This is a genomic window from Paenibacillus sp. J31R122, assembly GCF_056269185.1.
On sequence record NZ_JBWDNM010000004.1, the window covers coordinates 183,643 to 209,885 of the forward strand.

At 43.2% G+C, this 26,243-nt stretch carries 12 protein-coding genes; all 12 read left to right on the forward strand.

Annotated features, from left to right (window positions below):
* The first annotated feature begins 108 nt into the window (after nt 1–108).
* The 12 genes from AC0YN7_RS08870 to AC0YN7_RS08925 all read left to right on the forward strand — a co-directional run bounded on the left by AC0YN7_RS08870 (nt 109) and on the right by AC0YN7_RS08925 (nt 25,931).
* Nucleotides 109–6,072 (forward strand): discoidin domain-containing protein, encoded by a 5,964-nt coding sequence (locus AC0YN7_RS08870; protein WP_475809778.1) that lies wholly within the window; start codon nt 109–111, stop codon nt 6,070–6,072.
* Nucleotides 6,073–6,354: 282 nt separating this feature from the next.
* Nucleotides 6,355–7,671 carry an ABC transporter substrate-binding protein gene (locus AC0YN7_RS08875; protein ID WP_475809615.1) on the forward strand — a complete coding sequence of 439 codons (1,317 nt, stop codon included), beginning with the start codon at nt 6,355–6,357 and terminating at the stop codon, nt 7,669–7,671.
* Nucleotides 7,672–7,735: 64 nt separating this feature from the next.
* Nucleotides 7,736–9,454 carry a sensor histidine kinase gene (locus AC0YN7_RS08880; protein ID WP_475809616.1) on the forward strand — a complete coding sequence of 573 codons (1,719 nt, stop codon included), beginning with the start codon at nt 7,736–7,738 and terminating at the stop codon, nt 9,452–9,454.
* Nucleotides 9,435–11,027: a response regulator transcription factor gene (locus AC0YN7_RS08885; protein WP_475809617.1), complete on the forward strand. Its 1,593-nt coding sequence runs from the start codon at nt 9,435–9,437 to the stop codon at nt 11,025–11,027. The genes AC0YN7_RS08880 and AC0YN7_RS08885 overlap by 20 nt, the downstream gene beginning before the upstream one ends.
* Nucleotides 11,028–11,127: 100 nt before the next feature.
* Nucleotides 11,128–11,994: a carbohydrate ABC transporter permease gene (locus AC0YN7_RS08890; protein WP_475809618.1), complete on the forward strand. Its 867-nt coding sequence runs from the start codon at nt 11,128–11,130 to the stop codon at nt 11,992–11,994.
* A gap of 5 nt (nt 11,995–11,999) precedes the next feature.
* Nucleotides 12,000–12,833: a carbohydrate ABC transporter permease gene (locus AC0YN7_RS08895; protein WP_475809619.1), complete on the forward strand. Its 834-nt coding sequence runs from the start codon at nt 12,000–12,002 to the stop codon at nt 12,831–12,833.
* 1,071 nt (nt 12,834–13,904) lie between these two features.
* On the forward strand, nt 13,905–20,516 hold the full coding sequence (locus AC0YN7_RS08900; protein ID WP_475809620.1) for a discoidin domain-containing protein: 6,612 nt from the start codon (nt 13,905–13,907) through the stop codon (nt 20,514–20,516).
* A 119-nt stretch (nt 20,517–20,635) separates the two neighbouring features.
* Complete coding sequence (locus tag AC0YN7_RS08905) at nt 20,636–21,697, forward strand: HupE/UreJ family protein (RefSeq protein ID WP_475809621.1); 1,062 nt, start codon at nt 20,636–20,638, stop codon at nt 21,695–21,697.
* 71 nt (nt 21,698–21,768) lie between these two features.
* Nucleotides 21,769–22,080, forward strand: coding sequence for a hypothetical protein (locus tag AC0YN7_RS08910; RefSeq protein ID WP_475809622.1), 312 nt, complete (start codon nt 21,769–21,771; stop codon nt 22,078–22,080).
* A 439-nt stretch (nt 22,081–22,519) separates the two neighbouring features.
* Nucleotides 22,520–23,548, forward strand: a complete 1,029-nt coding sequence (locus tag AC0YN7_RS08915) for an S-layer homology domain-containing protein (RefSeq protein ID WP_475809623.1) — start codon at nt 22,520–22,522, stop codon at nt 23,546–23,548.
* A gap of 377 nt (nt 23,549–23,925) precedes the next feature.
* Complete coding sequence (locus tag AC0YN7_RS08920) at nt 23,926–24,858, forward strand: NHL repeat-containing protein (RefSeq protein ID WP_475809624.1); 933 nt, start codon at nt 23,926–23,928, stop codon at nt 24,856–24,858.
* Between the two features lie 257 nt (nt 24,859–25,115).
* Nucleotides 25,116–25,931 (forward strand): phytanoyl-CoA dioxygenase family protein, encoded by an 816-nt coding sequence (locus AC0YN7_RS08925; protein WP_475809625.1) that lies wholly within the window; start codon nt 25,116–25,118, stop codon nt 25,929–25,931.
* Nucleotides 25,932–26,243 lie beyond the last annotated feature (312 nt).

The window sequence follows — 26,243 nt, forward strand, 5'->3', positions numbered from 1 at the left end:
GAAAAAGGAGGGAGCATTCGCGCAATTTTGGTTCCACAGATTCCGGCAAGTAGGCAGATGTCATAAAAAAATCGCCAGGAAATGTATAAAAGAGGAGGAATGGCATTGATGATAAAAAAAATCAAAAAAACGACTTCCCTTGCATTGGTCACTGCAGTAGTTTTTACATCATTTTCGTTTGGCTTTCTCAACACGAACGTATACGCGCAGCAAACGGCGGGCAACGCTCCGTTTATGAACTCGTGGCTCGTATCCGGTCCTTTCGATTCGCCCGTAGCGGATCAAATCTATGCATGCGATGTGGGAGAAATCGTAAATTTAGCGCCGCAGGCATCGGAAATTACGGCATCGGGAGCTCTTGCAGTGAATCCTGCCTCCAATTTGGTTGACGGAAGCACAAGAAATCAGTGGGTCACAGAAAACGATTTCAATCCGTGGGTCAATTTGAAGTGGGGCAAACCTATTACAATCAACGAGGTTAAACTAACGCAATGGGGTGACTCGCGTCACGTCAACAATTGGTATCATCTTACTTTCACTCTTGAAGACGGTAGCAAAGTAGAATCCGGAAAGATTGACAGCACGTCTTCCAGCTCATCGGAACCGACCGTATATGCCATGCAGGCTGCGCTAAAGAATGTAGTCGAAATAAAGGTTGAAGTCGACAAAGGACGTACACCTTATCCTACGATAACTGGTATTTCGGAAATAGAGGTCTATAACAAGCCTAAGAATGAATCCGGTACAGGCACTTCTGTAATCGCTCCCAAAGTCGGAGATTCGTTAGGCTCAGCAACTGAAAATAATAAATGGGAATATTTTGATGATCGTATTTATAACCGCAACTATGATGATTATCAAGATTTATATGGTTATTATACGGTCAAAAAAGGGGTCGACACGAGAAACAAATATGTGTACGCCCACTCTTATGTTTATAGTCCGACTCAACAACAAGCCTATTTTAATGTAGGCGCCAGCGGTTCGTATCGGCTCTATGTAAACGACGCGTGCACCACCGTACCGACCACCCCAGTGGAAGTGCAGAAGGATTTGACAAAACAAGCGATCCAATTGAAACAGGGTTGGAATAAGCTGATGGTTCAAATCAAACATACGTATACAGAAGATGTTAATAGCAACAATATTCCAGTAGGGAAAGATCAGCACGTGGCCTATCTCGGTTTTTATGGCCGAATCGCAGATCAAAACGGCAATAAAATAAATGGTCTAATCCATTCAGTCGAAGGCGAAGGTGAAACTTTAAACATTGTCACGCAAAGCCTTTCAACCGAGGATGATCTAGAAGCATCGCTTCCAACTCATAATATGCCGATTGGTTACAAGGAATGGCCTTATGTATGGAATAAATCGAAGACAACCAACAAACACGGCGTCGCAGCTTCTGCATTTCAATTTATGGCGAGCGGTGGGCAGCCTGGTTATACGTGGACACTTGTAGACGGCAAACTGCCTGACGGATTGGAATTAAATGCAGACGGTACCATTGCAGATGGATTAGTGAATGGAAATGTCGATTTAGCTAGCAGTAAAGGAATCATCGATATTAATACTGAACCAGGTGATTATAACTTTACGGTACAAGTAAAGGATCTTGATGGGAATACAGCTAGTAAGGATATGACCATTACAGTAAAGGAACGCCCTAATAAATGGTTTGAAGAAGGACGAGTTGGCGCATTAACTCATGCTGCGCCATCCTATAGTTACTTTGCTGACCCGAATTTCTCTGCTGATCTATGGGCAGAGCGAGCAAAACGTCAAGGACATTCATTAGTTTCGGTTGAAGCGTTGCAACAGTTGTATCATTGGCCGTCTAAATTCGCGGACCCGCAACATCCGAGGCATGTGTATTTGCCGAAAGACGAAAATGGCAATGTAGTGGATGGATTAAAACAGTTTGAAGACGCTGTAAAACGACATGGCATGAAATTTGGTATTTATTACGCAACCGAAGGCGGAGGCTTACAACATAATTCTACGGATGTGTTTATGCAGAACGTAGAGGACCTCATGTTGCGGTATGATCCAGCATACCTTTACTTTGATGGTCCGCAGGCAATGCGCAATGCTAATTACGACGTGATGTACAGTAATATACGCAATTACAGCGATGAAATTATCGTGAATTCCAACGCTTGGGGCGAGGAGTTTGGAGATCCTGATTTAAGAACGGCCGAAGCTGACGGTATTTATTCGAATGCTGGAGCCAATCACCTTGTCAAACGTACACCGATGGAACCATGGAAAATGATTCGCACCAAGGACGCCTTATCTCCGTACTACGGTAAGCGCGACGACTTTAGGCAAGTGGCCAAAGAAATGGTGATGAATGCTGGCAGAGGTTATGTCGACAATAATGATCAGACGCCTGTAGACGGCCGTGGGTCATTTTGGGATTCCGTTCAAGATATCGCAACAAGGTATCCTAAGGCAGAGCAGCAGTTCATTGATGTGAGAGAAAGCATGATCGAATGGTTCGCCCCTGCAGGCAAATCGGAGAGGCATGAATCAACGACAGGCACAATGCCCTATTTCCTTAGCGGCTATGGTTACGAAGACGATGGAAAAGGAAACTATAATAAATTTGCACATCCCAACAGTACAACAGGACCGCAATGGGGTTATGCAACCTTTAGAGATAATAATATCTATCTTCATATTATGAAAGGTCCCGACAGTAAAAAAGGATTCGATGCGATTGCCGGAAGATCCTTGACCATCGGTCCGATCAAAGATAATGTGACTTCAGTAGTTTGGTTAAACGAGGATAGTCCGATCCAATCGTTTACGCAAAATGGGGACAGCTTAACAATCGATCTGGCCAACGTTTCGGAGGATCCGGTCGATACGATCATCAAGATTGTAACGAACAATTCCGCTCGCAAATATACGCTTACGAATGTCAATGCGACGGGGGAGCAGTTATCGCCATCGTCACTGCAAATCAACGCAGATGGATATATGACCTTCCCAGCGCTTAAAGCCAAGCTCTCCGGTTTAACTTACCAAAGCGGGAATGCTGACATAGCGGCAGTCGATAATAATGGAATCGTAGCTCCGATATCGAATGGAACAACAACCATTACCGTAAGCGGTACTTATGAGGGAGTTACGAAACAGGATACATTGAAGGTAACAGCAAGAGACGGCAAAATTTATGTGGGTGAAAGTATGATCGGCGCAACTTTGCTTGTCAATGGCAAGGAGGCACACGGTGAGTTCAACACATTAGAAACACTCCGCTATCAGATCGAGGGCAGGTCTGCGAAAGGCGGAGCCATCGGGTTGGATGCCGCACAAATTGTGTGGCACGGCGGCATTGTTGACGTGCAGGCGGGGGACAAATATAAGCCAGTTGCGATCAAAGAAGTAAGTACCTTTACTTTCAACAAAAATGTAATGATCACGCCGTATGTCGATCAACTGATGAAGGGCGTTGTGTGGGCGGATGTCACGTTAGACGGGAAGACGTTTACGACCAATAAAGTGTTCATGGATGTGCTTCCTTACACCAATCTTGCGAAGTCTGCCGAGATTACAGCGAGCCATAATCAAGCTGCGGTAGAACATTTAGCGGATGGCAAAACTATCGACGGCATTCATTTTGATCAAGCAAAATGGTCCGTTGCGGCAGGGGAGAAGGCATGGATTCAATTTAAGCTGCCGACCAAGTCCGAGATTGCAAACATCAATATCAACTTTAATTCGTTGGATCAAAGATATATCAATACGCCGAAATCGATTAAAATTCAAACGAGCGAGGATGGTACGGCTTGGAACGATGTTAGCACCGTTAATGGTCCGACGGGGAATGCTTATTTTGGATTCTATAATCAATATCCAGTTAACACTTCGGCGCAATATGTCAGATTCGTATTTGAGGGTGGTTCGAACGGATCGACGATGGATTTGCTGGAAGTGGCTGTGAACGGAATCGATAAGTCCAATTTGTTCGATAGCTTTGAATATGAGTTCAAACCAGTGAACGCGACGACAGGGAAATATGACATTAAAGCTTACACTGGTGCGGGCGAGCAAATCGATGGAAATGCTGAGGTTGTGGTGACAAGTGAAAATCAGGATGTCATTGCGGTGGATGAATCCAACCTGATAACGGCTGTTTCCGAAGGCATGGCCAAACTGAATATTAAGGTAATGATTGGCGGACGCTCATTGGAGAAGGTGGCATATTTATTCGTTAATAAGTCAGGACATCTCTATATGAGTTCTTATTTGGACAAAGTTAGCGTTACGCTGAATAAAACGACTATTAAACCTAACGAACCGGTCGTTGCTGCTATTGAAGGTTTGTTAGACACGGGAGAAAAAGGTGATATGTCAAGAGCTGCAGTCGAATATCAATTCAGCGATGGAAGGTTATCCGTTGTTGAGGGCAGCAATACGATCGTTGTGAAGGGCGATATCGGCAAAGGATTTAAAGCGACCGTTGTCGTAAAGGCGACTTTAGATGGGGTAACCGTTCTAAGTGATCCGATAACGATTGCGGCGATTGGAAATAGTGTTCCTCAGTCGCAAATGACGGCAACGGCGACAAGTCAGGAAACGAGCGGAGAGAATAATGAAGCATCCATGGCGATTGACGGAAATCCGCAAACGATCTGGCATACAAAGTGGAATAAATCTGATGTTCTTCCTCAATCGATCACCTTAAACATTGGAGGAACTTACAAAATCAATAAAATCATATATTTGCCAAGACCGTCGGGCGATAACGGAAAGATTACAAGCTATAACGTCTATGTCAGCACTGATGGCGCAACCTTTACCAAAGTCGCTAGCGGAAATTGGGCGAACGACAGTACGGAGAAAGTCGTAAGTTTTGAGGGAACGAACGCATCGCATGTCAAGCTTGAAGCTACGGCGGGCGTCAATGGATGGGCATCGGCAGCGGAGATTAATGTCCTTAAAGAAAATGAAGAATTCGTAAAATCCATCGTAGATTACAAATCGGTTGCCGTAGATACGAATCAAGGCGTAATCCCAGCACTTCCAGCACAGGTTGAAGCCGTGTACAACGACGGAACGACAGGATTAGCGGATGTTGTGTGGGCGACGATTACGGCAGAAATGGTAGCTCATGCGGGCGTTCTTACCGTTAAAGGAACGGTAGAAGGATCATCGGCGGAACCAAAAGCTACCGTCAGAGTGGCCGCGGTTCAAGAATTGTTTACGCTGAGCCTGAACCAACCGTCCTTCAGCCTGACTGTTGGCGATACGCTTCAAACGGTCGTCTCTGCAACATACAGCGAATCCGGTACGGTTACGGATGTCACTTCTTTAGCTGAATTTACGGCAGAGGACTTGAAAATTGCTTCTGTAGATAGCAAAGGGCTGGTGACTGGTGTAGCGGAAGGAAGCACGACAATCAGCGTATCCTACGGCGGAAAAACGGTGTCAGCGCAGGTTCATGTGACTAAGAGCGGCGAGCAGCAAACAGCAGTGAAGCTTTCCGGTCCGTCTTCGGTCATGAAGGGCGAGCCGTTCTCAGTGAAATATGGACTGAAGGATGTAAAAACTCCGATATTGGGTCAGGATATATTGATTCAGTATGATTCCAGCCTCTATGAATTCAAGGATGCGGTTGCAATCCTTGAGGGAGTTAGTGTCTATGTACAGCAGACGCATACTCCTGGACAAATACGTTTGCTAGTCGCTAGTCTTGGAATGGACCATGCGATCAAGGGTGATTCAGAAATAGTGGAGCTGAAATTTATAGCTAAGCAAATCTCCCAGAACGCAAGCGGGTCGATAACCGTTGCAAGCGCCGCTTTAGGCGACGCGCAAGGAAATGAGCATCAGGCGATTCCGGCGTCCGTACGCGTTGAAGTGATGACGGCTCCTGTATTACCAGGTGATTCGAACAACGACAACAAGTACTCGATCGCGGATCTTGCCATCGCAGCGGCTCGATATGGCATGGATGACAAGCATCCGGATTGGAATCAGTTCAAGTCGGCGGACTTCGACCGCAATGGCGTTATCGATATTCTGGATCTTGCGGCGATTGCTAGAAAGATTTTGGAATGACCTGTCCTATTTCCCGGGAAGTAAGAGGATGAAATGAACGCAAGGCGGTTGTATCTCCATATGCCGCCTTGCGTGTATCTCTAGCTAATAGAGAAACAACTGACGAATTGTCTGCCGTTCGCATAGCAGATATACAATTAGCTTGGTTATAAAGAATCTATAAATACTACAAGATATCCATAGATCTTCTATAGATTGCTTTCCCGCATCGTAATTATAATAAATGTACGGTAAACGGTTTCAAGTTCACGTTTAACGCTATAATGAAAGGGGAGGTCTCCTATGAGAAAGATTGGATCTTTGGTATTGGTAGCTTCGTTGATAGTTGGGTTAACTGCTTGCGGAGGTGGCAATAACGCAACTTCGGGAACAAAACCGACAGATACGGCGAAGGGCAGTAATGAGCAGACTTCGGTCACGAAAACAAATGAACCTGTCAAGGCGAAATTATTTTTTGACAATGCGGCATGGACAGACTACTTGAAAGAGATCAACCCAATTACGTTGAAAAACAATCAAACTGAGCTAACGGGTGTTCCGTACAACGAACCTACTTCCTTCCAAACGGCAGTTCGAATCGGTTTTACAACGAACGATGGGGCAGACGTATTTAAATGGTGGAACGGCTTTCAAATGAAGGAACTCGTTGATGCTGGGTATCTGGCGGACATGACGCAGCAGTGGGAAGAAATGGTTAAGGACGGCGTGGATCCATCTATGGCCAGTACGTTGACCTTTGATGGCAAGTCGTACGGGATTCCAGCTGGTGTGCACTATTGGGTGATGTACTATAATAAAAAAGTATTTAACGACAATGGGCTCACGCCGCCGAAAACATGGGATGAATTCCTGACAGTTTCCGATGCATTGAAGGCGAAGGGCATCACGCCAATCGGCACAACGACGACGGACGTATGGAACGGTTTCATCTGGTTTGAGGAAATGATGATTCACTCCAATCCTGACCTTTACAACAAGTTGGTCGTCGGTCAAGCGAAATATACGGACCCTGGCGTCGTCGAAGTGATGGAGACATGGAAGTCACTGTATGACAAGGGGTATTTTGCGAAGCCCATGGATTGGAATAAAGAAATTCCATCAGCGATGGCCAAAGGGCAGTTCGCGATGTATATGATGGGTACGTGGTATTCAGACTATTTTAAAAATGCAGGAATGCAACCGGGTGAAGACTTTGGAACATTCGTACTCCCTGCCATCAAGTCGGAAGCAGGCAATACTGTCATCTCCGAGGTGACCCCATTCCTCGTTTCACAGAACTCAAAGAACAAAGATAATGCCATCAAAGCGCTTGTAAACCTGACCAAAAAAGAAGCGAACGAGAAAGTGCTTTCACTTTATGGAGGCGTTCCGATCCGCAAGGATCTTGAGTCCAAAGACCCGATCATTAAAGATTTGGTTGGCACTATCAATGCTGGAGGGTATAAATCGATTACGCGCTTTTGGGAAGCGACACCTTCCGAACTCTCGGAATATGCTTCTAGCGAATTTGTACGATTCATGTTGAACCCAGACCAATATATGACGGTACTAAAAAATATTCAGAAAAAGGCCGATAAATATTGGGCTGATCATAAATAATAGTTATGCCAGGGAACTGCTGTTACGAGCGGTTTCCTGGTTATTTCGTTAGGGGGGGGGATTCGTGTATGTTTCGTTTCCGAATCGGCTTATACTGATTATCGTTATTACGATTCTGATACCTACCGTACTCATCAATTTTGTGACTTTCTCCTTCATCAAGCAGGAGATGCAACCGGAGGCGGCATCCTGGCTTCATGGGATGACGTTAAACACCGGGGAAACGATGGAAAGTTATACAAAGCTACTGGTAGGCATTACGAAAAATCCCGCTTACGACTACACGCTGATGGGCATTTTGGAAACGCACCAAAATAATAAGAACGGCTTGTTCGGTTACTCGTTTGACGATATAGCGCAAATTAACGGGATGCTCTCTATGATATGGGCGGCCGACCGCAAAAGTCTGGTCACCATAGATTTGTTCGATAGTAACGAAAATCGATTTCGGATTGGAGAGGACATCAAGGACAGTGACACGAAATGGGTTGAGCTCACTAGACAGTCACACGGGGAAAGCATTGTAACCCCTCCGTCGAAACTTAAGGATGGTCGTACTTTGTTTTCAATGTCTAGATTGCTGTACAATCCCCAAACGTTTAAAGAGGTCGGTATGATCCGCATGTACTTCCTGCTCGATTTCCTGAAACCATCAAGTAATGAGATGATACAAAAAGAAGGCTTTTTGTTGCTCGTGGACGATAGTGGACACATTCTTTTCGATAATCAGCAGTCCTGTGATAACAAGTTGCTGACGGATTGTATTGGACCGAATCATTTTAAGAGCAGTTATAAATCGGAAGTGACAGGCTGGACGCTGGTCGGAGCAATGCCAGTGTCAAAATTATTTTACAAAATCAACCGAATCCAGCAAACAATTCTACTGGTTAACGTTTTCTTTTTCGTAATTGCCTTGTTAGTCATTTCCGGGCTTAGTTATCGGATTTCACGTCCGCTTAAGAAGTTGAGTCGGATGATGCAGACAGCGCCCAAGGTGCAATTTCATATTGAGGTTTCGGAAACGAACCGAAAGGATGAGATTGGTTTGATCACATCTAGCTTTCGCCATATGCTGAGCCGCATTCAGGAGCTCATTGCCGAGGTAACGTACACTGAGCAGCGGCGCAAACGATCCGAAGTGTTGGCGTTACAAGCTCAAATCAACCCGCACTTTTTAAACAACACGTTGAGTGCCATCGCCATGCAGGCGGAGATCGATGGTAACTATAACATCTCAGGTATGGCGTCCCAGCTTGGTAAACTGCTTCGTTATGCAATCGGGCAAGAAAAGGAATGGGTGGACGTCAAGAAGGAGTGCGAGCATATTGAGCTATACATGCAGATAATGAGATACCGTTATCCGAGGGTTAAGTTAGAGCTAGAAGTCGATGAACAGGTGATGAAGTGGAGGATGATTAAGCTGCTCTTGCAGCCGATTGTGGAGAACGCAATTCTGCATGGTATTGTTCCAAATCGACAGGAAGGCACAGTCCGCATTTGGATCACAGCGAAAGCCAGTGAAACACTCTGTATAGTCATTGAGGATTCAGGGATCGGCATGGATGATGTAGAGATAACAGCCTTGAGGAATGCCCTGTCTGGCATCAAAATGCAGGAAACTACGACAAGAGAAGGGATAGGAATCCGCAATGTCTACGAAAGAATACGACTCGCATATGGAGAAGGACCGATCCGATTCGATGTGGAAAGTGAAATGTACCAAGGGACGCGATTCATACTTGAGCTTCCCAGAATCGAGCAATATGAACGTACTGATCGTTGATGACGAGGAAGTGCTGCGCCACGGAATTAAGGCGATGATTGAGCGGATGGATCTTCCTTTCACTGTAGTAGGCATGGCGGAAGACGGGGTGCAGGCGCTTGAGCAGCTTGAGCAGCTTGAACCTGATGTTATTTTGAGCGATATCCGTATGCCTAGACTGGGTGGTCTGGAGCTTATACAGTTAGTAACCGCCCAATATCCGAAGGTAAGATCGATCATTCTGAGCGGATATGACGATTTCGAATATGCGAAGCGAGCGATTCGTCTTGGTTGCAAAGATTATTTGGTCAAGCCGCCCAGTTTCTCCGAATTGCGGGAGCTGCTACTTTCGATTTATAAGGAACGTTCCGTGGAGAAAGAAAAGCTGCTGGATGAAACTCGAAAAAGCAAGATCATTAACCGCAATCAACTGTTGATCCGAACAGACTTCCTGCGTAGCCTTATAGCTAAAAGTGGTGTTTTGCGAACGACGGACATCCGTGAGCAGGCCAGGGGAATCGGGCTGAATCTTGATGAGGAGCAATATGCGGTAGCCACACTCAAGTTCGAGAAACAAGCTGAGCTCAGAAAGAAATATAATTCAGTGGAATGGGAGTTACTCAAATATGCTGTATGGAACATTACGGAAGAGATGCTAGAACACCCCCTATGCTTTTATGACGAAGCTTCACATCTCGTATTGCTAATGAAGGAGCCTCTCTCGACCGAAGAGTGCATAGAAAAATGTATGGCGCTGCGCTATAACATTAACCATTTTCTAAATTTGACGGCTTCGATCTCCATCTCACAGCCGGTTCCGCTATCTTCAATTGGTGTTGCTTATAAGGAAGCTAGTCAGCTGTTAAGCATGAGGTGGGTGCGAGATAAGTCTGTTGTAGTCACCTCTAGTGATACTGCAACACTAACGAACGACAATATCCAATCTCACCTGGATCAGCTTCTAGAATTGTTTAAGGCTGACGATACAAGGGAGATCTGTTCGAAGCTGAATAGCTGGATTCTATCAGTCAAAGGTTCAGCCTACTCGCCGACAGCTCTAGAACGACTAGCAAAGGAATTGAAAATTGCCATGATTACGCTGTACCGCAATCTGCTCGTTTCCGATGAAGACTCCAGGACACAAGGGCTCTCCTCAATGCCAGCGTGGCTTGAACGGTTGGAACTAGCTGATTCGCTGATGGAGTTAATTTCGCCGCTCTTGTTAGCGATCGAGCGCTTGGATCTAAAGGAACAGTCAGGCACGCTGCTGCACAACCGCTCAATCGAGCAGGCGATCGCATACATCCGGGCACGTTTCAACAGCAATTTGAACTTATCCTCTATCGCCGAGGAAGTCAACATGACTCCCACCTACTTCAGCGTATTTTTCAAGAAGAAGACCGGTAAAGGTGTTATCGAATACTTGACAGGAATCCGTATGGAGGAAGCAAAAAAGCTGCTGCAGGAGACGGATTCGAAAACTTATCATGTGGCCGAGCAAGTTGGCTACCAAGATGCAGCGTATTTTTCTAACCAATTCAAACGCTACACCGGGATGACGCCGCAGGAGTTCCGCAATAAAGGGCAGCTATAAATTCTACAAGAAATCAATAGATCTTCTATACCTTCTACTTCGCCATTTTCTTACAATAGTAGTAGAAATGGCGAGAGCCCAAGCTAGGAGGAAAAGAGAGATGACAGCATACTTGAAGAGGAACGGGGCAGCCCTGCTTTACACACTTCCTGCCGCTTTGCTCGTCACCGCATTTTTTATCACCTCGATCGTATATACGATCTACTTGAGCTTTACCGAATATAGCGGATTGGCGGCACCTAAGTGGGTCGGATTGGACAATTACGTGGCCATCTTTCAAGACTCTACATACATCACTTCATTGAAAAATACGCTGATTTGGGTAATCGCCACACTGGTTCTGCCTGTTGGGCTAGGGCTAATGTTCAGCGTGCTGCTGCAAAACTTAAAGGGGCAGCGACTATTTAAAAACATTTTTTATTTGCCGTACGCGATGTCACTTACGGTGGTTGGTGTCATCTGGGTATTTTTGTTTTCCCAAACCGGCATCAACTACGTGCTGCAGCTATTCGGTCTCGGGTCGCTCGCGAGAGATTGGTTGACTTCGACTCCGGACAATACGTTTGCGATGATCATAGCATCGGTGTGGCAAGGGACCGGGACGAACATGCTGTTATTTCTGATTGGCCTTGGCGCTTTACCCAAGGAACCATTTGAAGCCGCGGCGATTGACGGAGCTAGCCGGTTTCGTACATTTTGGAGCATAACACTTCCGCTGCTCAGCCCAATAACGATTGTTGTAATGGGTATGTCCCTCGTCAACAGTTTTAAGATTTTTGATATTATTTGGGTCATGACAATGGGTGGTCCGTACCGTTCTTCTGAAACGCTTGCTGTGACGATGTTTCGAGAATCATTCGTACTATTCCATTTCGGGCAAGGCGCCGCGATATCTATTGTCTTGACAGTTGCTTCTATTGCTGTTTCCTGGATTTATTTGCGGCAGACGATTGTGAAGGAGGGATGAGCGACATGAAACGAATACGAATAGGGCAATGGACGACATACATTATTATCAGTTTACTAGCCGTTTTCTGGGTGATACCGGTCATCTTAGTCGTAATGAACGCATCTAAATCGTTGGCGGATTTTAGCGCGGGCAACATTTGGGCTTTCCCGAAGACGTTCCAATTAGGATTAAATATGATGGATGCACTGCGAATGGGCAATTTGGGGAAAGGACTCATGAGCAGCTTAAGCTATGGAGTGCTTGGTTCAGGAATCGCGATTTTCATTGCAGCTATGGCCGCATTCGGGATTGTTATACTAAGATTAAAGGGCGGTTTTTACTGGTTCTTGCTCATCTACAGTGGGACTATTTTTCCCTTTCAGATGTATTTGGTTCCGTTGTTCAAGGGATATCAAAAGTTAGGTCTCTACGATACCTTTGGCGGCATGCTCTTATTTTATATTGCAATTGCTATTCCATTCTGCGTCTTTCTATTGCGCAATTATATGACGACACTGCCTTACGAAATTGTGGAAGCGGCACAGATCGATGGTTTTCATAGTTTTGGTATCTTTACTAGGATCATCGGTCCACTGCTGCTGCCACCAATTTCCGTCCTTTTCTTGTTCCAATTCACGTGGATTTGGAACGACCTGGTTTTCGGTATGACGCTGTCCCGATCAGAAACGATTCGTCCAGTTATGGCAGGTCTGGCGACAATGCAAGGTATTTACTTCCGCTCAGGTATGACCACATTGTTGGCCGGAATCGTATTGACTTCGCTGCCAACGGTGTTGTTGTTCTTCGTTCTACAGCGCAATTTCATTAAGGGTATGCTGCTTACCGTGAAATCGTAAGCGTAAGGTTCGGGAAGGGCTCAAGGGAGATATTCTTTATCCAGAAAGGCAGAGACAACCTAGCAGCCAGGTCAAACAATGGCTTGCCTCGGTTTATTAAAAAAGGTACGAGGGTGACACATCCTCGTACCTTTTTTGTAGTAGCCACATAATAAGTTATACAAAGACATGATTTAAATATGTTTGCAGAACCGATTCATTGTCCAGTAACTCTACTAGCTTGATGGCAAAAATCCAGTCAACAAGAATCGAATTGTTATATATTCTACAAGAAATCAATAATTTCTCTATGTAAACGGATATAGTATTAGATGTATATTCGATACAACAAATGGCGTTACTGACCTGATGGATTTATGACTGGCGTATTACGAAATATTCAGAAGCATGGACAGAAATTACATTACTTGAACGGAAGCTATCTTACCTTGCAAAGGAGGAGTGACTAACGTCGCAGCAAAGACGTCAAAGGCCCTTGGATTGCCTTCCAAGTTAACATTTCACTTAGAAAGTGATCCAAAATCATGGAAAAAGAGCCCTTACGTTAGTAGTGTTAATGGTGACGAAACCAATAGACAAACCTAGGGAGGCTCTTCTATGAAAAGTTTAAAAGAATGCGGCATGAGCTTCAACCCCCGAATGAAAGTTAATTTTGAAGGTGGTGACCTAACTTCTGACAGTTCTTTCCCACGAACCGTACGGGCAACTGTGTCCACTTCCCTTTCCACATAATGGTTATGCCAAAATTACCCCGTGACAGCTTAAGAGTTTCTCACATTTTCAACCTTGAAAATTGATTTGCATGATTACCGAAGATAGAATTTCCTTATATCCCCAACCTCCACTGATTGGTTCGAACAACTTTAAACGCAACAGTGAATTTGCATGTTCGGCGCCATTTGTTACTACTCCTTTTGGATTGACGAACTTCACTCCTCAAACCAGGCAAAATAACATCAATCTATTATCGAATACTTAGTGATTAGGACGTCAACTTATGCGGAAAAAGTCACAACCTAATCTCGCTTGTACTGTTGAACTTTCTAATAAGTATAAGAAAGAGGGAGAGCGATGAAGAAATACAAAGTATTGAGAATATTAAATCTACTAATTTGCTTTTGTATGGTATTTTCTTTCTTCACAGCATTGACAGCAAATGCAGCTGAGGGTGATGTCACCATTAGTGCAGTTAAACAAACACCAATGGTAAGAAGTGATGGTAAACAAGAAACAACGGCTTCAGTAAATAATAAAGGAGCAGGCTTCACTGGCTGGGCTAAAGTCACAGTTGGACCAAATGAACCCTACATTGCAAAAGTGGGCGCTATTGCAGCCGGATCCAGTATTATAATGGTTCCTGTGACGGATACAAATGCAATGCTTAAGCCTGGTGAAACCACAAGTATGAAGCTTGAGTTATATGACAATGCAGAGTGTACAGGCACAGCTAAAGCTATTTATGAGTCAGATAAGTGGGCAAGAACGAGACACTGGGAATTCTATTTATCGCAGCAAATGCACACTGATTTAGGTTATACAATGTATCAAGAGGACTTGAAAAAGCTATATTCAGGTTTCTTGGATACAGCTAAACAATATGTAAACGAATCGAATGCACGCGAGACAGATCTTGAAAAGTATAAATATGCGATTGAGTCTTCTTTTATGATGGGCGATGCGTATATGAAGAATCGGAACGCGGAGGAGATTCAAGAAATACTGGATATGGAGAAGGCAGGTAGTATGTCTATTGGAGCTGGACGCTTTAATTATGTAACGGAAGCCTTCAGTACTGAGGAAGCGGCAAGAGCTACCTATTATACGAACCGTCATATGGTAGATAAGTTAGGAGTCAAACCTAGTACTACTCAACGGATGTTTGATAATCCATCATTTAGCAAAGGGTATGTAGATGTTGCTGCACAAGCAGGCATCAAATATGGTATCCATTCTCAGAATGGAGATCGTTCTCCCTATTATAAAAAAAAATCGTATGACCTGTTCTATATGGAGGGAATGGATCCCAACAATAAGCTTCTTATATTTAACGGAAAGAGTTACGGCGATAACTATGGGTTTGGTGGAACGCACTATAATCCAGGTGATGGAAGTGTGGCAAGTGCCAAGAACAACATCATGACCCTTATTGGCGAATTGGAAAGTCGAGTGGAGAGAAGAGCCTATCCGTACGACAAGTTCCTTATATCACTAGTTCCGTTTGGTGATAATAGTCGACCGTATGATCTCCAAATCAAAATTGGGAATGAATTGAATAAGGAATGGCAGGATTCTGGCTATGCGTATCCTAGAGTGAAAGCAACCTTTCCAGATGAATTTTTCGAAGATGTGGAAGCTGAATACAAGGATATGATTCCTGTGGAGAAAGGTACAGAGGAGAACTGGTGGAATGATGGCTGGGGAACGACTGCTTATGAGTCGGGTATGAACAAGGTAGCAGGCAACTTGATTCCAGTGGCAGAGACAGCAGCTTCGTTTGCTTCTGCTCTAACAGGCATCGCATATCCATACGACGACATATATCAAGCAGTTGACCGCAATCTTATCTATGATGAGCATACATGGGGAAACGCTTCCTATAATGGCAGTTCCATGTATCATAATCAGTTTGAGTGGAAGCGCAGCAACGCATTTGGAGCCAAAGAATTGGCCGATAAGATACTCAGTGATTCGCTCAAACAGCTCTCATCCCAAGTAGGCACATCAGGTAAGGGTATCTATGTGCATAATCCGCTGAACTGGGTGAGAGATGATGTGGTAACCATCTCGGATCTATCAGATTTACCGACTTATTTTAGGATCAAAGATGGTAGTAAGTCAGTACCTTATAACATGAAGGATGGTATGTTAACTTTTGTCGCCAATGATGTTCCAGCATTGGGCTACAAAACATATAACATTGAGGAAACAGAAGTTGCCCAATCCTTTACACCTAAAGTAATAACAGGTGATAACTTCATTGAAAATGATTACTACAAGGTCACGTTCGCCCCTGATGGTACGATTTCCAGCATTCTTGACAAGAAGAATGGCAATCGTGAAATCGTTGATGATCAGGCACCTGCAAAATTCAATCAATACCAATATTATGATGATTTTGGGATTCCTTTCTCTAATGAGGGAGCATCATTCGCTGAAGATAAGTGGAAGTTGTATGTCCCAGACGAAGATGCAAGTAAGTTGAGTGTAGAGGCTAACGGCTATGGTGCTGTGGCAAGCTTAAATACTTCTACTTTCCGTACTGAAAATATTTGGCAGAAGGTAACATTATATAATGACATTCCAAGAATTGATATCTCGAATGAGTTTGTTAAAAAGTCTCTGCCTTCGCTTACTGCCAAAGAAGAAGCGTTCTATACATTCCCATTCACAACTTCAGGAAATGATTATGAAATTCGTTATGACCTGCCTATTGGGAATACAGCTGAAGGTGAACAAGTTTATGGTACCTCTCATGATTGGTATTCTGCCAACAAATGGGTGAATGTAAAAGATAAGAGTGACAATTACAATATGACATTAGCGCTACCTAACTCTGCACTGCTACAGTTCGGAGAGAGAAGAACAGGCAACTGGTCATTTGATTACAAATCTGAGAACCCTTATATTTACAGCTATATTATGAACAATATGTGGCAGACGAATTTTCAAGGAGATCAGCCAGGCTATGTGAACTTCAAGTACTCCTTATTTACCAATAAGGATGCTGGAGTAGAAAAGTCGGCTCGGTTTGGTTGGGAAACCAGTACACCACTGCAAGCAACTGTAATAGCAGGAGCACAGGAAGCATCAGGAAAAATGCAGGGTGACTACATTAAGGTGAACAAGGATAACATTCAGCTTACTACAATGAAGGCATCAGAGGCTAATTCAGATGGCATGATCCTTCGCTTCCATGAGCTTACAGGAAAAGCAACAAATGGTGTTAGAGTTACATTGCCATTTGATGTGATAGCTGTTACCGAAACGGATGTAATCGAGAATGACAAGAACAAAGTTTCAGATTCGAATAAGTTCACATTCGATATTCCTGCATATGGCATTAAGACATTTCGTGTACGGAATGATGCGGCACCGGACGTGGTGACTAATCTCAAGGCGGTTTCAACGAGAGACAGCTCACTATCTAATTTGTCAGTAAATGCTAAGGCAACAGCATCGAGTTTCTATAATGAGCAATATACTATAGAAAACGCTAAGATAATCGATAATGGACTAGAATGGGCATCTAAAGGTGAGAAGAGTGCATGGTTCCAATTGAATTGGGACTCACCAATATCAATTGATAAAATTTCCATCGCGGACCGACCGAACTCGGATGATGATATCGCAGCTGCAACTATTACTTTTAATGATGGCACGAAAATAGAGAATATCACAGATATTCCTGCAGGTGGAAAACCGAAAATAATCGATCTTTCAGAAGTGAAAACAATTACTTCACTAAGAATTGATATTACAGGAGGAGTGAATACAAAGAATATAGGTCTATTAGGTTTGGAAGTTTATGGTCCTGATGCTGTAATCAGTAATATAGCAGGGACGCAACTCAATTGGGATACTGTTGATAGTGCATTGTATTATGAGATTTTCCGTGATACGGAAGAGAACTTCACGCCTGGTACTGGAAACTATCTTGCCACGACCCAAGGTACCGCGTGGTTTGATACACAGGTTATGGAAGGGTTGAAGGATACGTATTATTATCGTGTTCGTGCTGCTAAGGCGGGCGCTAAAGGAGAATTTACTTCATCGGTAACACCAACATTTGGCGGTATTGTAGATACTGCCAAGCCTGGAACACCAATTCTGGATGCACAAGCGCGTGAATATCATAGAATTGATCTGTTCTGGACACCTGTGACCGATAATATCATGGTCGACCATTACGAAGTATATCGTGACGGAGTGAAACTGGGCGGTTTGGATGATAACTATGTTACTTCTTACCGTGATAGAACCGCTATATCGGATGTCGAACATACCTATATGGTAAAAGCAGTAGACACAAGCGGTAATATTGCAGAAAGCAATGAAGTAAAAGTGAGTGCAATTAAAAGCCCCTTAATGTTGTCCAATCTAGAAGTATCCATGGGAACTCTGTCATCTAAGTTCGATGGGGAACTTAATCAATATCAATTGAATGTAGGGGATAACTTTGGTTTGCTTAAAGGAGTCACAGTAACTCCAACAATGGATGATTCGGATGCAGTCATCACTGTGAATGGGGTCGAGGTCGCAAGTGGTACACCATCTGCAATGATCCAGATTCAAGAGGAGGGTGATGAGATTAGTGTAATAGTGGAAAAAGGCGGGAGACAAAGCTCATATGTGCTTACTGCCTCTGCTAATGTTCCACTCATTGCACCTGTTGATGCATCTGTTGGTGATGAATATGCGCCTAATGCGGGCGGTCAAAAGGCGACAAATTTGATTAATAATAGTGGTATGTCAGGTACTACTTCGCTTCAGGACACACATGATGCGCATGCAAGCGCTTCTACGATGTGGCATACAGCAGCTAATCCAGGTAATAAGGCATGGGCAAGAGTTGATCTGGGCAAGGTGTATTCACTTGATGAAATGTGGATTTGGAATATGAATCAGTCTGGTGAGAACGTTAGACGAGGCTTGAAAAATGTTAGGATCGAATACTCCACGGATGATATCAATTGGAGTGAATTGTCTCCTGCAGAGGGTATCGTGTTTAAAGATGCTATGGAAGCAGGATATCCTTTCCAGTTTACTAAGGGGACTGGAATAAGTGGACTTAAAGCGACCAATCTGAACGATGGTAATAATAGTCCGGTTAGCTTTGATGGTAAAGAGGCTCGTTATGTAAGAATTATTGCGCATCCGGAAGCTGGGAAAGGTTCGTGGGGGGATATTTATTTTGGACTGAGTGAGCTGCGATTTACAAGTAAGCTTGATCTGAATGAACTGATTCCTGTGAAGCAAATCATTATTTCTACGATAGATGATGTAGATGTTATTACAAGTAATGGGGGCAGCCTTCAGATGAATGTGAAGGTTGAGCCTGATACAGCAACTCGTCCAAAGGTTCTATGGTCAGTTACCGATATGGAGGGAGCAGCTGCCAAAGCAGCAATTATTACCGAAGGTGGTGTGTTATCTGCCCGAAGTAACGGAACAGTGAAAGTGGTTGCAACGGCAATGGATAACTCAGGAGTGACAGATGAATACATCGTTACGATTACTGGACAGAAGGAAATTCTTAAAGTTGATTCAGTTACAGCTGGAAGTACCTTTGAGGGGGGTCAGTCACCTAAGAATGTGATTAACAATTCTGGTATGGATGGTACATTAAGTGTATTTGATCTTCATGATAACAATTCGAACGCTGTTACTATGTGGCATACAAGTTCAAATCCTGGACAAAATGCGTGGATTCAATTTGATCTTGGTGAAGTAAGCGACATTGGTGAAATGTGGATTTGGAACATCAATCAGAACAATAATACCGAACGTGGACTAAGAGATGTAAAGATTGAATACAAAGTGGATAAGAATGATGCTTGGATCGAACTGAAAGGTGAAGGTTCGATAGAAGGCAAAACTTATCCGTATACCTTTGCCAAAGCAAAAGGTATACCTAGACAAGCGGCAACAAACCTTGTTGATGGTAAACCAGTAGAGTTCAACAAACAAGCTCGTTTCATCCAAATTACAGCTGATCCAGCTGTTGGTAAAGGTTCATATGGTTCGGAGTATTATGGTTTGAGTGAAGTGCGGTTTACACGAGGAGATCCAGCAGTTAGTACAGGTACTATTAGCGGAAGAGTAACCGATGGTTCAAATCCGGTAATGGGCACGAATGTAAGCGTGATAGTAGATGGAGTTAACTATCAGGCGACAACGTTAGATACTGGGGCATATGAGATTGCCAATGTGCCAGCAGGATCAGGTTATATGTTAACAGCAACTAAAGCTGGATACACAAGCGCAAGCGCAACAGATGTGAGGGTTAAGGAAAATGAAACAACCACTGTTGATCTAGTTCTTATCTCGAATCCTGAGATAGAAGATCTCGCCGTAACTTTATTGGGCCCGAGCGAGGTTGAAGCAGGAAGCGAATGGATTATTCAACTTGGACTCGATAACGTAAAAAGTAGTGAAGAACAGCCGTTTTATGCTGGAAAATTGAATTTGATTTATGATGCGACCGTTTTGGAGTTTGTATCGGCCAACACTTCTAAAACAGGGTTATCAATTTTTGAAAAGGAAGTACCAGGCGAGATTCAATTGTTAGTTGCTAGTCAAGGAAATGAGAATGGGATCGCACAGGATGAGAGTCTGATAGAGTTGAAATGGAGAGCAAAGAAAATTACGGCAGCTGCAACGGGGACTATATCAGTCACCAAGGCAGAATTCGGTAACAGCCAAGGGAGCGAAGTGAGTGCGCTTCCGGCTACAAAAGAGATTCAGATCAGGGTAGTCGGCAAACCTGCCGATTTGAACGGTGACAACAAAGTATCGATCGGTGACTTGGCTATCGTAGCCGCAAATTACGGCAAAAATACCAGCAGTTCAGACTGGTCAACTGCCCGAAAGGCAGATGTGAACAACGATGGAAAGGTCGATCTCGAGGATCTTGCCTTTGTTGCGCAAAGAATCATCGTTCCGGGAATAGAGCCTAGGCCTTAGCGGATTATATCCATTCCAAAGGATTGAAAGCAAGCTATTATACAGATGCAAGACGAGTTACATGCGGATCAATATATGATAGTGATCCGCATGTAAATCCTGTTAAGAGGTGGTTCATAATGACTCGAGTGATTGCTCTCTCTATTTTTATTAGTTTACTTTCCTTATTTAGCACTTCATCTAGTCAAGCACATAACATGAGTCAAAGTTATTCTACTTTGGACGTGAAAGGAAAACAGATTCTGTATGAATTATTTTTAGATGAAATGTACTTATATCAATTCGATGTAATGAAAGATAATAATCTCGAGAGCGAGGATTTGGAATCACAAAAAGAAGAAATAGAAGCATTTATTGCCGATGGTATAGCAATTGAAGCGAATGGAGAACCCATGAGTATGGAATTGCTGACTTCGAATATGGCAGAAAAGAACAGTGGAAGAGGTGTAAGTATACAATTACGCTTTACAGCCAGAACGTATATTGAAGATTTAACGATTCACTATAATTTGTTGTTTCAAGATGTGCCTCATCATTCCAGTTATCTCTTGATAATGTCGGGAGATAAGTCGTACCAGGATATTGTCGATTATAACAACAGAGACCTTCACATTGACCTTCCCGATTTAAAAGTGGGCGGTTTACTTTGGGAGTACTTTCTTTTAGGCATAAATCACATTCTAATTGGCTATGATCATCTGTTGTTTTTATTTTCATTGGTATTAATCGCTACTCGCTTCAAGGAAGCGTTGAAAATTGTTACCGCTTTCACCATTGCGCACAGTGTCACACTTTTTTTAGTTGCGTCAGACCGCCTTCATATAAGCGCTTATTGGGTTGAAGCATTAATTGCACTGTCGATCTGTTATGTGGCCGTGGAAAATATTTTTATAAAAAAAGTAAAATGGCGTTGGATCTTAACAGCGTTTTTGGGATTGATCCATGGCATGGGCTTCGCAGAAGCCTTAGCAGAAACAGGGCTTCCCAAGAAGAATCTGATCGGTACGCTTCTATCTTTTAACTTAGGAGTTGAAGCGGGCCAACTAGTCGTGTTGATTGTATTATTGCCAATTTTGATCAGATTACAAAAGATCAAAGTGTACCGTAAAGGTATGATGATAACCTCATGTTTGATTTTTTTACTGGCATTCTACTGGTTTGCTCAGCGTGTGTATCTCTAACATCTATAAATCAAACATAAATCAATACCGGTTACATGGGAACTCCGCTTGCAACAAAAACGTTGGCTCAAATGAAGGTTCGTCATTGGAAGATGTATTTCGCACACGATACACATGTGGATCGTGGGTATACCAATTATCAAGAAGATCTAAGAACAGCTTATGAAACGGGAATCAATAAACTAAATCATGATAAATTACCGGCAGCAGAGCAATTTGCGACCATGGCGAATACAAATATTCGTTATCCGTACGAAGATATTTACGATGGTTATCGAAAAATGATAATTTACGATGAACACACTTGGGGTTCCGCGGGTTCGTTAACGTCGTATTCGTGGCCGAGAATGTTCCTGGGAACGGCTATAAAACATATCAAGTAAACGTTCGGTCGGATGGTTCCGATCCTGTATTTACAAGTTCGATTATGCCAGCGGTTCCATATCCAGCATCATCGATAAACAGAATGGAAATAAAGATTATGGAATGAGCAGTCCTATTTCCCGGGAAGTAAGGGGATGAAGGGAAACGCATTCCAAGCTTGTAACGAGGATTCATAGGCATACACAGAGAATAATGTAAATGATGTATTCGGCGAATCTACCTAAATATTGATCCACGACGTTCTTAAAACAAGCTTTCAATGAAATTCTTTGTATTTTGTTGCTTCGAATCCATAGATTTTGGTGTTTTCTACGTTTTTTATAGTTTAGTTTTGTGAGATTATTAACATATACTGATAGAAGTAGACGGTGAGAGAGTGGCCAAGCATTAATAGGCTACTCTCTCACTCTTATCTTATTTTACCGAAGGGATGGTTCAATGATGATTCGTAAATTACTTTTGTGCAGCTTGGCATTTTTTCTATGTATATCTTTCTTGCCTCCGAAGACTACGTTTGCTGCGAAAGAGCAAGCATTTTCGCTATCCATCGCCAATGCCAGTCCAAAGGCGAACCAAACCTTTCAAGTCAAAGTGAATGGAACAAATGTTATCGATTTATACGCCTACGAAATTAATCTAACTTACGATTCGAAACGACTTGAGTTTGTGAGCGCGGACCTTGGAAAAGAAGGGTTCGGAGTAAGTCCGATTTTGAAAGGGAATACGATTCAGTTAGCGCATACACAAATAGGAAAAACAGCAGGCAAGAAGGGAAATGTGACCCTGGCTACACTAACCTTTAAGGCGATTGCTGCAGGATCGGCCGAAATTACACTTTCAAGCATGAAACTCGTGAGTTCCGAGTTAGAGTCGAAGCTCGTTTCAAGCCTTGGCAGTGTGAAAGCTACTGTGAAAAGCGATGGTTCTTCAGTCAACGGATTAACCGACATTTCCAGTCACTGGGCAAAGGTATCTATCCAAGAAGCGGTGAAGCTTGGATTCGTCGCGGGCTATACAGATGGTACATTTAGGCCGAATGCAAAAACGACACGCAGCGAATTTGCGGTCATGTTGAGCAAGGCGCTGAAACTGGAAGGTGAAGAAAGAGATCTATCATTCACCGATCTTAATAAGATTCCGGTATGGGCTAGACCTTCCATCTCAAGAACTATAGCGGCAGGAATCTTGAAAGGCTATGACGATAACTCTTTCCGTCCGACACGTAATATTACCCGCGCTGAAATGACGGTAATGATCGTTCGTGCGCTGGGGCTCAAGGTCGATCCGAATGCGAAGTTATCTTTTGCCGATGCGGACAAAGTAGCTGAGTGGGCAAGACCCTCTGTAGCCGCAGCGTATGAAGCGAATCTCATTAAGGGTCGCGGGAAGAACCTCTTCGCACCGAATGAGAACGCCACGAGAGCGGAAGCGGTGGTCATGATCTTAGGCATGTTGAAACATAAATAATAAGACGAATTAAAGTGTAACGGAGAAGGATTAATTCAGGACCAAAGCGGTTGGAACTTGCAGCTGTTGCTAGATTGATACTGTGTTAACTAAGAACAGGGGGGAGGCTCAAAAGCCTTGCCCTGTTCTTTTAATGAAGAAGCCAATTATCAAAATCTCCGTTTTTTCCTCATAATGTCCACATAGTGCAAAATTAAGTCTTGTTAATTCAAAGACTAATCTAGTTTGGGGGTTTATCATAACAGAAAACACTATCATTTGTTGATTCGCGGACGGGCAGAAGCTGATCTAACATCGAATGATGTTCCAATTTCTAAAAGCGTTTGCAAACAAAAAACAAGACCTAATCACTTAACTAAGGAAAAGAGGATTTAAATATGATCACAAACAAAATACCGCAATTAGGAAATACGGCACGCAGCTATGATCTTGTTCAAGGTTGGGCAAAGCTTCCTGCTCACTTGGAGTTTGGCTATACACATGGAATCGTCGTTGACCAACAGGATAACGTCTATGTTTTTCATACAGGTAAACCATCCATTTTCAAATTTGATCAGAATGGAGAATTTCAAGCGGCATGGGGCGAAGAGTTCGAGGGTGGCGCACACGGATTTTATCTTCATAAGGAACAAGACAGTGAATACCTCTATATTACAGACACCTCACGTGGTAACGTTGTAAAAATGGATTTAAGCGGAAAGCACTTATTGACATTGGGAACACCTGATCGTCCTGATATATACAACGAGGAGCTTAAATATATCCCTACAGATGTAGCCGTTTCGGCAAATGGCGATATTTATGTATCGGATGGTTATGGACAAAGCTGGATTCATCAATATACAGCAGCAGGGGAATATATCCGTTCATGGGGCGGAAAAGGTACGGAATTGGGGCAATTGAACTGTCCACACGGTATTTCTATTGATACACGCAGCGGCATAGAGGAAGTTTATGTAGCAGACCGTGGTAATCATAGAATTCAAGTGTTTACTTTGGAGGGAGAGTTCAAAAGAGTAATCGTTGATGATATCGACTACCCTTGCAGCTTCTATTTCCATGGAGAAGATATGTTCTTCCCAGACTTGAACAGCCGTATTACAGTTTTCGACAAAAATGATCGTTTGATCTGTCATTTAGGTGAAGATCAGCAGGCTTACAAACAAGCTGGCTGGCCGAATTTACCTAAGTCTTATTACAAGGATAATAAATTCAGCTCGCCGCATGGTGTTTGTGTTGATTCCAAAGGTTCTGTCTATATTGCTGAATGGATTTTCGATGGACGTATAACTAAGCTTACACTGGCATAATTGTATAGTAATTAAAGGGAACCCGCATATCCAGAATGACTGGACATGCGGGTTCTTTAAATAGTAGTAGACCTTATTTAACAAGGTTATTGCTAACCTTGAAGTTGAAATGAAACGATGCGTCTTATTATAGAAGAAATATATTCAGTCATTTTATACAACTAAAAAGATCATTACACACAAAGACCAAACTGTCAAAATCTATTACAATTAGCTATGTAATGTAGGAATAATGATGGACAAGGAGAGGATTCTAAATGAGCATAATAAACAACCTTCCTAATTTGAACGAGACGTACCATCTTCCCGAAGAGCAAATTCTGAGCTACCAGCGCGATGGACATACAATTGTGAGAGCGTTAGCGAAACATGACGAAGTATCCATATATCGCGAGGTAATCAGTGAGATAGTAAAAGAACGAAACTACCATACAAAACCGGTGCATGAACGGGATACGTATGGTAAAGCCTTTATTCAGATCGAGAACTTGTGGAGAATGAGTGAGTCCGCCCAAAAATTTGTTATGGCGCGACGTTTTGCAAAAGTAGCTGCCGATCTGATGGGGGTTCCGTCAGTAAGAATTTATCATGATCAAGCATTATTTAAAGAGCCTGGAGGCGGCCATACGCCATGGCATCAGGACCAAAACTTTTGGCCATTGGACACCAATAAAACAATTACACTATGGATGCCGTTGGTTCCAATTTCGGAGGAAGTCGGGTCTATGACTTTTGCTTCCGCTACCCATCATAATGGCTATATCTCGAAGCAGGGTATTACGGATGAATCGCACCGCACCTTCAAGAGCTACATTGAGGGTAAAGGTCTAAAGCAGGTAAACTATGGTGCTATGGCAGCTGGAGATGCTACTTTTCACGCTGGATGGACCCTTCACAGCGCTCCAGACAATCCAACGGATCGCATGCGTGAGGTGATGACCATAATCTATTTTGCGGATGGGCTGACTATTACTGAAGAGGATAGAGGAGGAGGTGACTTAGCGAACTTCTTTCCAGGAGTTAAACGGGGAGAGATTGCTGCAAGTCCCCTTAATCCAATTGTTTATCCATAGGTCCTTTGATAATCGTTCTTGCATATGCAAGAACGATTTCTTTCTTTTCGACCAACTGATATTATCAATGTATGTATGCAAAAGGAAGAGGAGAGCGGTTATGTTTAACGTATTCTTGTCTTGATATCATTTCTATCTCTGTTTCCTCTCTTGCATACGCTTGCTCTCTCATTTAGTGAAAAAGCGGCTGCCAACGCCGGTCAGGTCGTATTATAGAAGCAATCTGGTTTTCATTTTCCCCAATGACTGATAATAGTCATTTAAAATGAACGAAAATTTATAAAATGGAAGATTGTTCAATTAACTAGGGGA

Excerpts from the sequence above, each read along its gene's own strand:
- AC0YN7_RS08915 (WP_475809623.1), top strand. The coding sequence starts at position 22,520 with ATGATGATTCGTAAATTACTTTTGTGCAGCTTGGCATTTTTTCTATGT.
- AC0YN7_RS08875 (WP_475809615.1), top strand. The coding sequence starts at position 6,355 with ATGAGAAAGATTGGATCTTTGGTATTGGTAGCTTCGTTGATAGTTGGG.
- AC0YN7_RS08895 (WP_475809619.1), top strand. The coding sequence starts at position 12,000 with ATGAAACGAATACGAATAGGGCAATGGACGACATACATTATTATCAGT.
- AC0YN7_RS08885 (WP_475809617.1), top strand. The coding sequence starts at position 9,435 with ATGAACGTACTGATCGTTGATGACGAGGAAGTGCTGCGCCACGGAATT.
- AC0YN7_RS08920 (WP_475809624.1), top strand. The coding sequence starts at position 23,926 with ATGATCACAAACAAAATACCGCAATTAGGAAATACGGCACGCAGCTAT.
- AC0YN7_RS08890 (WP_475809618.1), top strand. The coding sequence starts at position 11,128 with ATGACAGCATACTTGAAGAGGAACGGGGCAGCCCTGCTTTACACACTT.
- AC0YN7_RS08910 (WP_475809622.1), top strand. The coding sequence starts at position 21,769 with ATGAAGGTTCGTCATTGGAAGATGTATTTCGCACACGATACACATGTG.
- AC0YN7_RS08900 (WP_475809620.1), top strand. The coding sequence starts at position 13,905 with ATGAAGAAATACAAAGTATTGAGAATATTAAATCTACTAATTTGCTTT.
- AC0YN7_RS08925 (WP_475809625.1), top strand. The coding sequence starts at position 25,116 with ATGAGCATAATAAACAACCTTCCTAATTTGAACGAGACGTACCATCTT.
- AC0YN7_RS08905 (WP_475809621.1), top strand. The coding sequence starts at position 20,636 with ATGACTCGAGTGATTGCTCTCTCTATTTTTATTAGTTTACTTTCCTTA.
- AC0YN7_RS08870 (WP_475809778.1), top strand. The coding sequence starts at position 109 with ATGATAAAAAAAATCAAAAAAACGACTTCCCTTGCATTGGTCACTGCA.